The organism is Paenibacillus sp. JT22N15 (assembly GCF_059383755.1).
Window position 1 is genome coordinate 254,497 of the sequence record NZ_JBXENV010000007.1, and the last position, 14,614, is coordinate 269,110.

Genomic DNA, 14,614 nt, shown 5'->3' on the forward strand with positions numbered 1-14,614 from the left:
ATACGGTAACATTGTAACAAGTGCTGCAGATAAGGGGGGCGCATATGGCAGAGCATGCAGATGTTTTTACACAAGCACCGGCCGCGGATCGGAATTATGAGGCCGATGATATACAGATTCTTGAAGGCTTGACAGCCGTACGGAAACGTCCGGGAATGTATATAGGCTCTACGAGCAGCTCAGGGCTGCATCATCTCGTTTGGGAAATCGTCGACAATGCTGTCGATGAGCATTTGGCGAAATTTTGTTCCGCCATTGAGGTAACTTTGCACAAAAACGGTTCCATTACGGTCTATGACAATGGACGAGGCATTCCGACAGGGATGCATAAAAGCGGAATTCCAACGCCGCAAGTCGTATTTACGATCCTTCACGCTGGGGGAAAGTTCGGCGGCGGGGGATATAAAAAATCAGGCGGCCTGCACGGCGTCGGCGCTTCGGTAACGAATGCGCTATCCGAATGGCTGGAAGTGGAAATTTTCCGTGATGGAAAAATACATAAGCTTCGGTTCGAATATTGGGTAGATGCGGATGGCAAGGAGCATGTCGGCGAGCCGACAACGGGACTTGAAGTAACGGGAACGACGTCGCGGACAGGCACGAAGGTTACATTTAAGCCGGATGGACGCGTGTTTCAGACGGGAACTACGCTGAATTACGATACGCTGGCAGAACGGCTGCAGGAAATCGCTTTTCTCAACTCGGGGCTGAAAGTGACGATCAAGGATGATCGCAGCGGCAAGCTCGATGTGTTCCATTATGAAGGCGGAGCGCGCCAGTTCGTCGAGTTTCTCAATGAGGACAAGTCGGTGCTGCATGACGTCATTCATTTTACTGGCGAGCGTGAGGATATTGAGGTTGAAGTGGCGCTTCAGTACAATGACGGCTACACGGAAACACTGGCTTCATTCGTTAATGCCATTCCTACACGGGGCGGCGGTACGCATGAAACGGGCTTCAAAACCGCATATACGCGCGTCATGAACGATTATGCCCGCAAAGCCGCGATGCTGAAGGAAAAGGACAAAAATCTGGAAGGCAATGATCTCCGCGAAGGCATGATGGCGGTCATCAACATTAAGATGTCTGAGGTGGAGTTCGTCGGCCAGACGAAGGACCAACTCGGCAGCGCTTCTGCACGCGGCGTCGTTGATGCGATTGTGACGGAGAAAATGCAAGTGTTTCTCGAAGAAAATCCGCAGGTTGCCCAGCTGCTGCTCAAGAAGGCTGTTCAGGCTTCAAGGGCGCGGGAAGCGGCGCGCAAGGCGCGGGAAGATATGCGCAGCGGCAAGAAGAAGAGCGAAAGCTCCAATCTTGGCGGCAAGCTGACGCCAGCGCAATCGAAGGATGTTACGCGCAATGAACTGTTTATCGTCGAAGGCGATTCGGCGGGCGGCTCGGCCAAGCAGGGGCGTGATTCGAAGCATCAGGCGATTTTGCCGCTCAAGGGCAAGCCGATGAATCCGGAGAAAGCCAAGCTGCATGATATTTTGAAAAACGACGAGTACAAAATGATTATCGCCGCTATTGGCGCAGGCGTAGGCCCGGAATTTGAATCCGAGGAATGCAACTATCACAAAATCATTATTATGACGGATGCCGATACGGACGGAGCCCATATCCAGGTGCTGCTTCTAACGTTCTTCTATCGCTATATGAAGCCGCTTATAGACAGCGGACGCGTATATATTGCTCAACCGCCGCTTTACAAGCTGACGCGAAAATCCGGCAAGCTGGAGACGGTACGTTATGCATGGACGGATGAGCAGCTGCAAAATTATTTAAAGGAATTCGGCAAAAACTTTGAGCTTCAGCGCTATAAAGGACTTGGCGAGATGAATCCCGACCAGCTGTGGGAAACGACGATGAATCCGGAGACGCGGACGATGCTGCAGGTGCAGATCGAGGATGCTGCGAAGGCGGAGCGCCGAGTGTCTGCGCTTATGGGCGACAAAGTTGATCCACGCAAGCGCTGGATTTTGGAAAATGTTGATTTTGCGGAATATGAGGAATAGGAGGCAAGCAGCATGAGCATTTTGGAACAGTTTCTTCCAGCATTTCTTGAAGAAATCGTGGGCGACCGCTTCGGCCGCTACTCTAAATATATTATTCAGGACCGTGCCATACCCGATGTACGGGATGGCTTGAAGCCGGTACAACGACGTATATTGTACGCGATGTACGATTCCGGCAATACGCCGGACAAGCCATATCGCAAATCTGCGAAGACGGTCGGCGATGTAATGGGCAATTATCATCCACATGGCGATTCTTCGATATACGAGGGCATGGTGCGGATGGCGCAGCCTTGGAAAATGGGGCATATCCTCGTTGACGGCCACGGCAACTGGGGCTCGATGGATGATGATCCCGCTGCGGCCATGCGTTATACGGAAGCTAGATTATCTCCGCTAGCCATTGAGCTGCTGAGAGATATTGATAAGCGTACGGTCATGTTCAAGGATAATTTCGATAATACGACGAAAGAGCCGGTTGTGCTGCCGTCTCGCTACCCCAATTTACTCGTAAATGGGGCCAGCGGCATCTCTGCCGGCTTTGCGACTGAAATACCGCCCCATAACTTGCGTGAAGTTATTGATGGCTGTATCACCGTTATGAACCGCCCAGAGACGACGCTCGAAGAGCTGATGCAAATTATTAAAGGGCCTGATTTTCCGACGGGCGGCCTCATCATGGGTGAGGAAGGCATACGCGATGCTTATGCGACCGGCAAAGGCCGCATTTATTTGCGCGCCAAGACAGCAATCGAGGACATGCGCGGCGGACGCCAGCAAATTGTCATAACCGAAATTCCTTATCAGGTTGTCAAATCACGCCTTGTGACGGCGATGGAAAATATTCGACTGGAGAAAAAGGTCGAAGGTATCGCCGAGGTGCGCGATGAGAGTGGACGAAACGGCCTTCGGATCGTGATCGAGCTGAAGAAGGAAACAGATGCAAACGGCATTTTGGCTTATTTGCTCAAAAAGACGGATTTGCAGGTGGCCTACAGCTTTAATATGGTGGCTATCGTTAATAAAACGCCGCAGCAGCTCGGCATTCGCCAAATGCTGAATGCGTATATTGCACATCAGAAGGAAGTTGTCACATTCCGTACGCAATATGATCTGGAAAAAGCGGAAGATCGTGCCCATGTGCTGGAAGGTCTCGTTAAGGCACTGAATTTGCTTGATGAAGTGATTGCGGCGATTAAAGCTTCCAAAAACCGTGCCGATGCGCAGCAAAATCTCGTCCAGAAGTTCGCGTTCAGCGAGCGCCAGGCGGATGCGATTTTAACGTTGCAGCTGTATCGTCTGACGAATTTGGAAATTACGTCGCTGGAGAAAGAGCATAAAGAAGTGATGAAGCGCATCGCTTATTTGAGCAGCATCTTGAACAGCAATAAGAAGCTGATCGGTGTCATTCGTGATGAGCTGATGGAAATTCATGCGAAGTTCGGCATTGACCGCCGTTCAGACATCCAGGGAGAAGTAGAAGAGCTTAAGGTTAACCTTGAAGTAATGGTAACGCCTGAGGAAGTGCTCGTTACACTGAGCAATGAAGGTTACATGAAGCGGACAAGCATGCTTTCGTTTACGCGCTCCGGCGGTGAAGTTGGCAACGCGGGCGTGAAGGATGGCGATATCATTCGCGGCTTGTACGCGGTCAACACGATTGATAATTTGCTGCTCTTCACGAAAAAGGGACAATATTACACGCTGCCCGTCCATCAAATTCCCGAGTTCAAATGGAAGGATACGGGGACCGCAGTCGTCAATATCGTTCCGATTCCGAAGGATGATGCGATCATTAGCGTCATCCCAGTGAAGGACTTTAATGTTCCAGGCGCTTCGCTCGTCTTTGTTACCAAACGCGGACAGGTGAAGCGGACTGAGCTGAAGGACTATATGTCAACGCGCTCGACAGCGATTGCAGCCTGCAAAGTAGCTGAAGGCGACGAGGTTATTAAAATTTTGCCAAGCGACGGTACGAAGCAGCTGATGCTCGTGAGCAAGCAAGGCTGGAGCATCCGGTTCTCCGAAAGCGAAGTAAACCCTATGGGGCGTGTCGCTGGAGGCGTGCGCGGCATGCAGCTGAAGGAAGACGACGAACTGATTGCGGCAGACTGGGTAGGCGAGGATGAAGGAGAATTGTTCGTCATCTCTGACCTTGGCTATGCCAAACGCTCGCTGCTGCTGGATTACCCTGTTCAGGGCAGAGGCGGCAAAGGGGTTCAGACGTTCGAATTTAAAGAAGGCAAGCGTGTGAAGCCGAATGGCTCAGCACTTGTTTATGCCGTTTATTGCAAGGATGCGATTGATCTCATCGCGCTAGCTTCATCTGGGGCTAAGCTGCCGATGACGACGGAGAAATCACCGATAGATGATCGCAGATCGATAGGGCGGACTATCGTTCCGCTCGAAAAAAATGATGTTTTAACGGCAGTCATTGTCCGTCCGTCTGATGTCCTTCAATCATAAGGGCGATTAGGCGGATCAAAGCGTTCAATTAACTGGATCATCGCATCCAACATAACCCACAATGGTACGAGCTCATCCGGGCGATCGAGCCATTGTGGGTTTTTTATGATGCCATAAGCTTTAATTTTGCGAATAATTTCGGCTTTCTCGTTATCCATTGAGGTTCACTCCTTATGAGGTGAGGATGGCGAAATAGGGAAAGCGCCCAGATTCATTGTATGTCTACTCTTGTCAAAACGTTCGGGTATATCGCAGTTTGTGAGGGAAATTATTAATCGGGTTAACCTTTTATTCGACAATCTCGGATGGTATAATTGGAATTAAAGAGAAATTGGACAGGAAGCGGGTGTATGAATGGTTTCTGATGAATTTACTCGATTGTGGACGAAGCTAAGCAGAGAATGGAGGACAGGTCTGGAAGAGGGACTGGCGCCGCTCACGGAAGGCCAGCTGAATGTGCTGGATTTATTGCTGCAACACCAACCGATGAAGCCATCCGATCTGCTGCAGCATTTGGCAACGACTCCAGCAGCGATTACTACTTTGCTCGATCGTATGGAGCGCAATGAACTAATTGTACGTACAAGAGATACAGCCGATAGACGAATTGTATGGGTATCCGTATCAGGCAAAGGGAAATCAGAGGCACAGCGTGGCAAGGAAGTACGAACGAAGCTTATTTCTGAAGCGCTAGACCGGATTTCCTCCCATAATCAGCAGCTGCTTGTTTACTTATTAGGCAAGGTAGCCAATAGATAGTTCCGCTAATGCAGGGTGCAGGTGGAACAGGCGGCTTAAGGCAAGACGCCGCTATATTCTGCACAAAAAGGGCGTTGCTGTCCTAAGACGGCAACGCCCTTTTATGTTTGCTTATCCTGTTACCCATTCTGCCCTGAACAGCCGCGATTAGGACATCGATTCGAGCCGGGTGCGCAGCAGGCTGAGATTTTTTTTCAGAGAGGCATATAGATCTGGTGTAAGCAGCTTGCTCGACTGCTCCGCAAGCGTTTGCTCAACAGGCAATATGCGATAGCGATAATTATGATCCGGTTTGTAGCGGTAAACCCAAGTCGGAATGGCTTCAATATCGGCAAGCTGGATGCTGCCGTCCCCGTTATTTTTGCGAATAAGCACTTGATAAATGACGCCATAATCCTTCGTGTCTCCACGCTGGTTGGAAATAAAATTGCCCATCGAATAAATGATAAGTCCTTGGCGCTCGCGGCCGTCGTCATCCGTTGCCTCCAGCACCTCATAGGGCTGAATGACATGCGTATGCGAGCCTGCGATAATGTCGGCGCCTTCCGCAATCAGCTTGCGGGCAAGCGTCTTCTGCTCCTCATTGGGCTTCGTCTGGTACTCCGTTCCAAAATGGAGCGCTACCGTAACAAAATCGGCGCCTGCTTTCTTAAGCTTCTTAATATCGGCAATCATTTTTTGCTCATCAATTAGCGGAACCATATATGGCTTTCCTTTAGGAATAGCGATGCCGTTCGTACCATACGTGTAAGCGAGCAGCCCCATGCGAATCCCGTTTTTTTCGACGATGATGTTTGTATCCGCTTCCTTTTGTGTGGCGGCGGAGCCTTTTATTATAAACTCTTTCTCTTTCATATGCTTCAGCGTCAGCAGCAGCCCTTTCTCGCCTTTGTCGAGCATATGATTGTTGGCATTGGTCAATATGTTGAAGCCGGCGTTTTGCAGCGCATCGAGCAGGGCAACGGGCGCATTAAACGTCGGGTAACCCGTATAAGCGAACGCGGATCCGGCTACAGGCGTTTCTAAATTCGCCAAAACCCAGTCGCCTTCTTTCAATATCGACGCTACATCTTGAAAGAAAGGATCGAAGTTATAGCTTTTCGTCTTTTTGTTATAAGCACCCGGCAGCTCCGGGGAATGCATCATAATATCGCCAACGGCGACCCATAGCGCTTCCTGATAGCTGTTAGAAGGGCTGGATGGGGGAACACTGGCTTCCTGCGTTGTAGTGGGCTCGGGTGATGGCTCAGATGATAGCACAGGGGAGGTCGTTGCACTAGGAGCTGTAGCCGATTGTGCGCTGGCGCTCGATTCCGACTCCACTTGCATCGTGGAATCGACGCTGTTAGCGGTAAACGGTAATGAGCCTGCTAGCGGCGGGAAAAAAATAATAAGGAGTCCTGCTGCTGCCAGCAGCAGCAGGATCATATTGACGGCGAGATGAATTTTAGTCCTTCGGCGCATGGACGGATTCTCCTTCAGCCAGGTAGACGTCTGCTGCGGCTTCCAGCTCGGCTTGCGGCCACCAGCCCCAAGCTTTCGACCCATAAGGGATGGAGCGGAAGCAGACGTGTTCCTTCGTTATGGGATGGGAAACCGAAACGGAAGTAGACCAAAGAGCGATATCGTTAACACCGCCCGTTTGCGGCGCTCCATATTTGCGGTCGGCCACCAGCGGGCAGCCGATAAAGGCCATTTGCGCCCGAATTTGATGGGGCCGTCCCGTATGCAGCATGACAGCTATGAGAGCATAACGGTCTGTACTGGCTATAACCGTATATTCGAGCACAGCCTCCTTCGCTTCCGGTGCTTCCTGCTTGAATACGGTCACCTGATTAAGCTTCGCATCCTTGCGGATAAAGTGGCGAAGCTTGCCGCTTGCCGCATGAGGCTTGCCATGTACGACGCACACATAGGTTTTGCCAAAATTTCTGCTGCGGACTGCCTCGGAGAGCCGTGAGGCCGCTTTCGAGGTTTTGGCGAACAGCATGGCGCCGCCCACAGGCTGATCCAGTCGGTGAATAAGGCCGAGAAACACATTTCCCGGCTTATCGTGGCGTTTTTTTAAATCGCGTTTGAGCAGTGTCAGCATATCCGGCGTACCCGTGTGATCCTCTTGGGAGGGAATGCCCGGCTGCTTCACAACTGCCAAAATATGATTGTCTTCAAACAGCACCGGAATTTCGCCGATGCCATCTAGAGAGTAGCCAGCCATTAGACAGACTCCCAGCGGCCCAATATGCCGCAAGGCAGGTTCAGTCCGGATGCAGTAATAGGCAGACCGATTTCGCCGCAATGTATCGCACCGCCGAAGCGCTTCGCCATCGTCATATGAAGCAGATTATGCAGCACGGATGGGGATAGACCTGTCGTGTACGAATTAATTAGCATAAACAATGGATTATCGGATAAAATCGTCGTGCAGAACTCAAGGAACGGGAACAGGTTCTCTTCCAGCTTCCACGTCTCGCCGTTCGGTCCGCGTCCGTAGGACGGCGGGTCCATAATAATAGCGTCATATTGACGGCCCCGGCGCTGCTCGCGTTGAACAAACTTGAATACATCGTCGGTAATGAAGCGGATCGGCTTGTCGGACAGCCCGGAAAGCTGGGCATTTTCTTTCGCCCACTGCACCATGCCTTTGGAAGCATCCACGTGAACAACCTCTGCGCCTGCTGCGGCAGCCGCAACCGTAGCTCCACCGGAATAGGCGAAAAGATTGAGTACGCGAATCGGACGGTCCGCCGTGCGGATTTTATCCATCATCCAGCTCCAGTTCACCGCTTGCTCAGGAAAGAGCCCCGTATGCTTGAAACTGGTCGGCTTAATATGGAAGGACAGCTCTCCATAGGATATGGTCCAGCGCTCCGGCAGCTGGGAATTGAACTGCCATTCGCCGCCGCCAGAGGAGCTGCGGTGGTAGTGGCCGTCTGTTTTTTTCCACAAGCCGTCTTCCTTCGCTATTGGCCAAATAATTTGCGGGTCCGGCCTGCGAAGAATATAAGAGCCCCAACGCTCCAGCTTATCTCCATTCCCTGTATCTATTACCTCGTAATCTCTCCATTTATCTGATACGTACATGATTTTAGCGTTCCTTCCCAATTTCAAAATTTGTATTATAATATTAAGGTCAACGCTAATTATAGCGAAGCAAACAAGTTGAAGCAATTGGGAGAGGATATTTATTCGAAAGGTATTTTGGGGATGGGTCGCCGGGCTTGCCGCAAGCCTGGTATTATTTGCGTTAACTACAGCGATTGCAGCACGTCCAGAGCTGTCACAGCTCGACAAAGAAACAGCCGCATTCGCTGAGCAAATGCGGGGAGAAGGATGGACGGCTTTTTTCAAGGCGATGTCTTATATGGGTTCTTCTCTATTTATTATCGCAGCGACTTTTGCGCTTTTTCTATGGTTCGGCTGGCGCAGCGGCTGGCTGAAAGCAGCTCCGATTATAGTAGGTACTGGACTTGTATACATAACGAATACGTTGGCCAAAATGGCCTTTGACCGGGGCCGGCCAGAGGAGGCTTGGGGATTAGAGGCAGCTGGCGCAAGCTTTCCAAGCGGAAATGCCATGATGGCGATGGCGCTTTATGGGCTTGCAGCTATATGGATTGGAAGGGATGCCTGGTTTAGTCAAACGATGAAGCGGGCCAGCTATGTACTCGCCGGATTGCTTATTGTATTAATGGGCGCTTCAAGACTGTATTTCAGCGTCCACTACGCAACGGACATTATTGGCGGGTATGCAGCGAGCTTTGCCATCCTTGCACTGATGATGACCGTTCTGACGGCTCGCCGCTAAAGAAAGCAGCAGGGCAGCAAGCCGGCAAAGGATTACTCCGACTCGCGAATGACATTAAGCAATTTATGAATCGATGCTTTTCGTTTGTCTTCATCCATATGATTCAGCAGCTGCAGCAGCTCGTGCGTTTCTTCCCTGGCGAGCCCAGCCACTTGCTGGCGGGTCTCACCTTCAATAATATAATCCGTCGTCACATGAAAAAAGAAGGCGAGCTTAATCAGCGTTTCATATACCGGCTGGCGATTGTTAATCTCGTAATGACTGTAAGCGGAGCGGGTGATCCCGATCGCACGGGCAACGGCTTCTTGCGAAAGATTTTTTTGTAAGCGGAGTTCCTTCAAGCGGTCTCCCATCGTCATTTTTAGTGGCTCCTTCAAAAAAGCTGAAATAATAATACAAGCTTAACTATTAATTTATGATACAAAATGTATCATTGTCAATAGTTTTGGCGAAAATAGCAGGAAACAACTGTGTTTAGGGGAGGGGAAACAAACCGTGGTACTAACCTTTGAATGTGTTTGCGGCAATCAAACCGGATTGTTCGCAACCGGAGATCGAGACGAACAGGGGCGCGAATATTTAGAAGCAGAGGACGATGATCGCATCAGCTGGATCATGGGCGATACTGGGATGTTGTTCAAATGCTCTTTCTGCGGCCATACTTACCGATTAGAGAAGCAATAGCTTGCAAGAAAGGGCACCGAACGGGCCTCTGTGCAATCAAGCATTGCAAACGATGTTGTTTCAGAGTATGGAAATAAGAGTAAAAAAGCTGGATTTTACGCTTTATGCGTAGAGTTTGGCTTTTTTTGCTTATGCTTGTCACAAAAGGGGCGGCTTCTTTGTCTTATCTTATGAGAACCGAAAAACACCAACCTACTGGGAGGAATTTAAAATGAAATTAAGAGTAAACTATCGCACGGCGAACCCTGCAGTATTTAAAGCGTTGATGGAATTGGAGAAAGCAGCGTCAAGCTCCGGCATTGATCCTATCACCTATGAGCTTATTAAGCTGCGGGCGTCGCAAATCAATGGCTGTGCTTTTTGTCTGGATATGCATAGTGAGGATTTGATGAACAAAGGCGAAAGTTTGCAGCGAATTATGCTGCTAAGCGTATGGCGAGAAGCGCCTATTTATACGGAAAAGGAATGTGCCGTTTTGGAATTGACCGAGCACGTGACTCAGGTTTCTGCAGCGGGAGTGCCGGATGAGCTGTACAATCGCGTGAGAGACTATTATGATGAAGCGGAATATGCAGCATTAATTTTGGCGATTATTACGATCAACAGCTGGAATCGGATTGCCATTTCAACTAGCATGTTCCCCGGCTGCTTCGACTAAAAGGACGTTATAGGAAATTATAAATTTGGTTATTTGTTTACGGGAAAGGAAGTTTTGGAAGCGAGATGGCGGATACTCAGGTGTTGTGGAAAGTAGCAGAGTGGTATGCGGATTATAAGTCGCTGCTTAGCTCGCTTGCATACAAGCTGCTTGGATCACGGCAGGAGGCGGACGATGTCGTCCAGGATGTTTTTGTGACGCTTCAGTCGGCAGAGCCTTCTCCGCTGCGCAATGTCAAAGCCTATCTGTGCAAAATGACGGTCAACCGCTGCATGAATGTGCTGCAATCTGCCCGCCACAAGCGAGAAGCTTATGTCGGCGAATGGCTGCCGGAGCCATGGAGCGGCGATTATGGCGATGAGCCTTTGGAGCAGCTCGCGCGCAGGGAAACGATCAGCTATGCCATGCTCGTCATGCTGGAGCATTTATCCCCATTAGAGCGTGCGGTATTTGTGCTGCGTGAAGGCTATGGCTATGGCTACGATGAGCTTGCTGAGCTGGTAGGCAAGTCTGAGTCAAACTGCCGCAAAATTTTAAGTCGTGCCAAGCTGGCGCTTGACCAGTACCGCCTGCTTCCACAATCGGATGCTGAGGAACAAGAGCTAACAGTGGACGCAGCAGCATTGGAGCCATTTGTTGCGGCATTTGAACAGGCCGATATTGGGAAGCTGCTTGCTCTGATGCGTCAAGATGCTGTGTTTATCACCGACGGCGGCGGCAAAGTTACTGCAGTGAGACGGCCCGTTATTAGCGCACGCCGCGCTGTAATACTGCTGCGGAGAATGTCCACGCACAGCCTGCACGGTACGAACATATCCATTTCTATGTTGAACGGACAGCCAGCGCTCATTTTCCGCCGGGGAAAAGAGGTTCAGGCGGTCATGTGCCTAGAATGGGTGCAAACGGAGGAAGGCAGCCGTATAAAGCGAATTTATGCGATGTATAACCCGGATAAGCTATCGTTTATTTAATGTAAGGTTCCACTCATAATTTGCTTGCTGGATGCAGAACATAAGGGCGAGTAAGCAGCATATGAATGAGGGGGAACAGCATGATGAAGCGAATAGCACTCCGGCTGCTGAGCCTGTGTCTGGCTGTATGGCTAGGCTGCCTGGGGATGGACAGCGTAATGGCGCAGCCGGGCGTGTATCATTTTGGGTTTAAGAAAAGCGCTGGAGGACAGCTGCCTTCGATAAATGAGGAAGGTTTCAAAGGCATCGTCCAGCAAAATGGGGCGATTTTCCTCGGCGATACGAAGCAAAAGGAGCTGTATTTGACCTTCGATAATGGCTATGAAAACGGCTATACAGCTAAGGTGCTGGATACGCTAAAAGCGAAGGGTGTGCCTGCTGCTTTTTTTGTAACAGGCCATTTTATTAAGGATCAGCCGGAGCTGGTGAAGCGTATGGCGTCAGAAGGACATATCGTTGGCAACCATTCATGGAGCCATCCGGATATGACACAGCTCAGCTCAGGACAAATTCAGACCGAGCTCAAAAAGGTGGAGGAGCAGTCGGCACTGCTGACCGGCCAGCAGCAAATGGCGTATTTGCGGCCGCCGAGGGGGATTTTCAGCAATCAGGTGCTTGCTGTCAGCAAGCAGGCGGGATATACAAGCGTTTTTTGGTCGGTTGCCTACAAGGATTGGGACATTAAGAGCCAGAAGGGCGCTGCATATGCCCTAGATCAAGTGATGCGCCAGCTCCATCCGGGAGCTGTAATATTGCTGCATTCGGTTTCAAGCGACAATGCCCAAGCTTTAGGGGCGATTATAGATGGCGCGAGGGCGCAAGGCTATACATTCAAAAGCTTGGATCAGCTGACGAATCGCAGCTATTGATAGGTATTTGCTGCTTCGTCAGGAGAAAGTTAATCGCCACATACGCTGAATACGATAAGAAATAAAACGGAAATATAAAAAATAAAACGAACCCCGTGATCTTGTTAAGAATGCACGGGGTTCGTTTTATGTGTATAGGGGGCATGCTGTGCGCCAAATGAGCGCCGCTATGTTTTATTTTGTTCCAGCGGTATATTGGGCACTTGGCAGTTCAACGGTCCAGCCGAATGGATCGGCAATGACGCCCGTTTGGATGCCTGTTAACGTCTCATACAGCTTGCGCGACAGCGGGCCTGTCTCGCCACCGCGAAGCAGCAGCTGCTCATCAAGGTAATGCAGCTCTCCAATTGGCGAAATAACCGCTGCCGTACCTGTTCCGAAAGCTTCCTCCAGCGTATCATTATGATAAGCTTCCACGAGCTCGTCAATGGACAGCTTGCGCTCCTCAACAGGAATGTTCCACGATTTAAGCAGCTCAATAATCGATTTGCGCGTAATGCCGTCAAGAATGCTGCCATTCAGCGCCGGAGTGACAATCGTGCCGTTGATGCTGAAAAAGACGTTCATGCTGCCGACTTCCTCGATGTATTTGCGCTCAACACCATCCAGCCACAATACTTGCGTGCAGCCTTTGGCTGATGCTTCTTCCTGGGCTTTCAAGCCAGCAGCATAGTTGCCAGCTGTCTTGGCATTGCCGACGCCACCTTTAACCGCACGTACATATTCGGATTCTACAAAAATTTTCACCGGATGAATACCCTCTGCGTAATACGAGCCGACCGGCGAAAGGATAATCATAAACATATAGTTTTGAGAAGGCGCTACACCAAGTGATGATTCGTTCGCAATTATGAACGGACGGACGTAAAGGGACGTTTTATCCTCATCAGGAATCCAGTCCTGATCAACAGCAATGAGCTGCTTCAAAGCTTCCAGCGCAATTTCCTCATCAAGATGCGGAATGCTCAGACGCTCGTTAGAACGGTTTAGCCGTTTAAAATTTTCCTCTGGACGGAACAGCAAAATGCTGCCGTTATCCGTGCGATACGCTTTCAACCCTTCGAACACCGTTTGTCCGTAGTGGAATACCTTGGAGGCAGGGTCGAGCGTAATTGGTTGGTAAGGAACGATTCTTGGGCTATGCCAGCCTTTCGATGTTTCATAGTCCATAATAAACATATGATCGGTATAATATTTTCCAAACCCTAATTGATCGGATTGGGGCTTTGTTTTTTTGGTAGCAGCTAATTCAATGGCAATCGGTTGGCTCATTTCAGAATCCTCCCACATATATTCGTAATATTCGTTTAGTTGAATCGTACCACTTAACGAAGTATATTGATAATATCTGTTTTATCGGATCATCATACTTTTTAGGTATAGGAGAATGCATATGGATATACGTCAGCTTAAATACTTCCTGGCTATCGCCAAGGAGGGGCAAATTACGCGCGCCGCCAAGCTGTTGAATATGGAGCAGCCCCCACTGAGCCGCCAATTAAAGCAAATGGAGCAGGAGCTGAACGTCACTTTATTTGACCGCAATGGCAAAAGCCTTGTGCTGACTCATGCGGGAGAGCTGCTGCGCGATAAGGCCGAAAGCTTGGTCAATCAATTTAATGAAACGATGCAGGAGGTACGCGAGCTCGATGCGGGCATTCAGGGCGTACTGCCGATTGGCTCGGTCGTGTCCTGCATTTCGCTGCTGCCGCCTGTCATTGAGCGGTTTCGGGACAAGCATCCCGAGGTGACGTTCAAAATTTGGGAAGGCGATCATTATATGCTGGGCAGCCAGCTGGAAAAGCGCAGCATTGAGCTTGTTGTTGCCAGGCTGCCGTTTGAATCAGCTTCTGATTCGCAGCCTTATTCGATATTGCCGCTGCCATCCGACCCATTCGTTGCGGTGCTGCCTTCAAAGTGGAGCACAGATCCGCAAAAGCAATCGATGCAGATGAGCGAGCTTAAGGATTTGCCGTTTCTTGCCCTTAAGACAGAGCGGACAACGGCCATGCATGAGAAGGTAATGATTGAGTGCCGCGCCCACGGCTTTGAGCCGAAAATCATCTGCGAATGCTCGAGCGTCGCCATAATAATGGCGCTAGTGGCAGCAGGAATCGGCGTAACTGTCTTTCCTAAATCGGTTATGGCTTCTTTTCCGCTTCCAACGATTCGCATGCTGGCCATCACGGACACGGATTTTCAATCGGATGTCGGCATCGTATGGCTCAGGAATCGTTATCTGTCCAATGCTGCCCGTCATTTTATTCAAATGTTTCAGCAATAACCGCAAACGTCCCCTCGGCCTATTGTTTTATCTTTTCCAATTGTATGACGGTTTGTTCAATATCTTAGCCGCCATCATTTACCTTTTGGTTGGCAAGCGGAGT

General features: G+C 50.0%; 15 protein-coding genes. 9 read left to right on the forward strand and 6 right to left on the reverse strand.

The genetic code is table 11. The features are described 5' to 3' along the window. Positions 1-44 precede the first annotated feature (44 nt). A complete protein-coding gene (parE, locus tag AC50X8_RS16045) occupies positions 45-2,015 on the forward strand; it encodes a DNA topoisomerase IV subunit B (protein ID WP_056028607.1) in 1,971 nt (656 codons plus the stop codon). Between the two features lie 12 nt (positions 2,016-2,027). After that, the gene (gene gyrA / locus AC50X8_RS16050; protein WP_494880332.1) at positions 2,028-4,481 is read left to right on the forward strand and encodes a DNA gyrase subunit A; all 2,454 of its coding nucleotides are present in this window, start codon (positions 2,028-2,030) and stop codon (positions 4,479-4,481) included. On the opposite strand, the gene AC50X8_RS16055 is transcribed toward gyrA, so the two are convergent. After that, positions 4,472-4,639 (reverse strand): hypothetical protein, encoded by a 168-nt coding sequence (locus AC50X8_RS16055; RefSeq protein WP_172455590.1) that lies wholly within the window; start codon positions 4,637-4,639, stop codon positions 4,472-4,474. The genes gyrA and AC50X8_RS16055 overlap by 10 nt on opposite strands. 196 nt (positions 4,640-4,835) lie before the next feature. Here AC50X8_RS16055 and AC50X8_RS16060 point away from each other — a divergent pair, with 196 nt between their 5' ends. Continuing rightward, entirely contained in the window at positions 4,836-5,240 is a 405-nt protein-coding gene (locus tag AC50X8_RS16060; RefSeq protein WP_046233412.1) for a MarR family winged helix-turn-helix transcriptional regulator, read from the forward strand. A gap of 147 nt (positions 5,241-5,387) precedes the next feature. Here AC50X8_RS16060 and AC50X8_RS16065 read toward each other — a convergent pair whose 3' ends face one another. Genes AC50X8_RS16065 through AC50X8_RS16075 form a run of 3 tightly spaced genes read right to left on the reverse strand, consistent with a single transcriptional unit; the run spans position 5,388 to position 8,321 of the window. Beyond that, positions 5,388-6,704 (reverse strand): CapA family protein, encoded by a 1,317-nt coding sequence (locus AC50X8_RS16065; protein WP_494880334.1) that lies wholly within the window; start codon positions 6,702-6,704, stop codon positions 5,388-5,390. Further along, positions 6,688-7,455, reverse strand: coding sequence for an RluA family pseudouridine synthase (locus tag AC50X8_RS16070; RefSeq protein WP_056028602.1), 768 nt, complete (start codon positions 7,453-7,455; stop codon positions 6,688-6,690). Before AC50X8_RS16070 ends, AC50X8_RS16065 begins: the two co-directional genes overlap by 17 nt. Further along, positions 7,455-8,321 (reverse strand): class I SAM-dependent methyltransferase, encoded by an 867-nt coding sequence (locus tag AC50X8_RS16075; RefSeq protein WP_056028599.1) that lies wholly within the window; start codon positions 8,319-8,321, stop codon positions 7,455-7,457. The genes AC50X8_RS16070 and AC50X8_RS16075 overlap by 1 nt, the downstream gene beginning before the upstream one ends. Before the next feature lie 235 nt (positions 8,322-8,556). Between AC50X8_RS16075 and AC50X8_RS16080 the strand changes: the two genes are divergently transcribed. Continuing rightward, positions 8,557-9,045: a phosphatase PAP2 family protein gene (locus AC50X8_RS16080; RefSeq protein ID WP_494880337.1), complete on the forward strand. Its 489-nt coding sequence runs from the start codon at positions 8,557-8,559 to the stop codon at positions 9,043-9,045. A 32-nt stretch (positions 9,046-9,077) separates the two neighbouring features. On the opposite strand, the gene AC50X8_RS16085 is transcribed toward AC50X8_RS16080, so the two are convergent. Next, positions 9,078-9,404 (reverse strand): helix-turn-helix domain-containing protein, encoded by a 327-nt coding sequence (locus AC50X8_RS16085; protein WP_056028593.1) that lies wholly within the window; start codon positions 9,402-9,404, stop codon positions 9,078-9,080. Between the two features lie 136 nt (positions 9,405-9,540). Here AC50X8_RS16085 and AC50X8_RS16090 point away from each other — a divergent pair, with 136 nt between their 5' ends. From AC50X8_RS16090 to pdaA, 4 genes are all read left to right on the forward strand, one after another. Further along, positions 9,541-9,729 carry a hypothetical protein gene (locus AC50X8_RS16090; RefSeq protein ID WP_056028590.1) on the forward strand — a complete coding sequence of 63 codons (189 nt, stop codon included), beginning with the start codon at positions 9,541-9,543 and terminating at the stop codon, positions 9,727-9,729. Between the two features lie 211 nt (positions 9,730-9,940). After that, positions 9,941-10,387, forward strand: coding sequence for a carboxymuconolactone decarboxylase family protein (locus AC50X8_RS16095; RefSeq protein WP_099520004.1), 447 nt, complete (start codon positions 9,941-9,943; stop codon positions 10,385-10,387). 80 nt (positions 10,388-10,467) lie between these two features. Next, the gene (locus tag AC50X8_RS16100; protein WP_494880340.1) at positions 10,468-11,358 is read left to right on the forward strand and encodes a sigma-70 family RNA polymerase sigma factor; all 891 of its coding nucleotides are present in this window, start codon (positions 10,468-10,470) and stop codon (positions 11,356-11,358) included. A gap of 83 nt (positions 11,359-11,441) precedes the next feature. Next, positions 11,442-12,227 carry a delta-lactam-biosynthetic de-N-acetylase gene (gene pdaA / locus AC50X8_RS16105; protein ID WP_494864596.1) on the forward strand — a complete coding sequence of 262 codons (786 nt, stop codon included), beginning with the start codon at positions 11,442-11,444 and terminating at the stop codon, positions 12,225-12,227. Between the two features lie 174 nt (positions 12,228-12,401). Here the strand turns inward: pdaA and AC50X8_RS16110 are convergent, their stop codons facing one another. Next, the gene (locus AC50X8_RS16110) at positions 12,402-13,499 is read right to left on the reverse strand and encodes a branched-chain amino acid aminotransferase (RefSeq protein ID WP_056028576.1); all 1,098 of its coding nucleotides are present in this window, start codon (positions 13,497-13,499) and stop codon (positions 12,402-12,404) included. A 121-nt stretch (positions 13,500-13,620) separates the two neighbouring features. On the opposite strand from AC50X8_RS16110, the gene AC50X8_RS16115 reads away from it, so the two are divergent. Then, complete coding sequence (locus AC50X8_RS16115; RefSeq protein ID WP_056028574.1) at positions 13,621-14,511, forward strand: LysR family transcriptional regulator; 891 nt, start codon at positions 13,621-13,623, stop codon at positions 14,509-14,511. Positions 14,512-14,614: the final 103 nt, after the last annotated feature.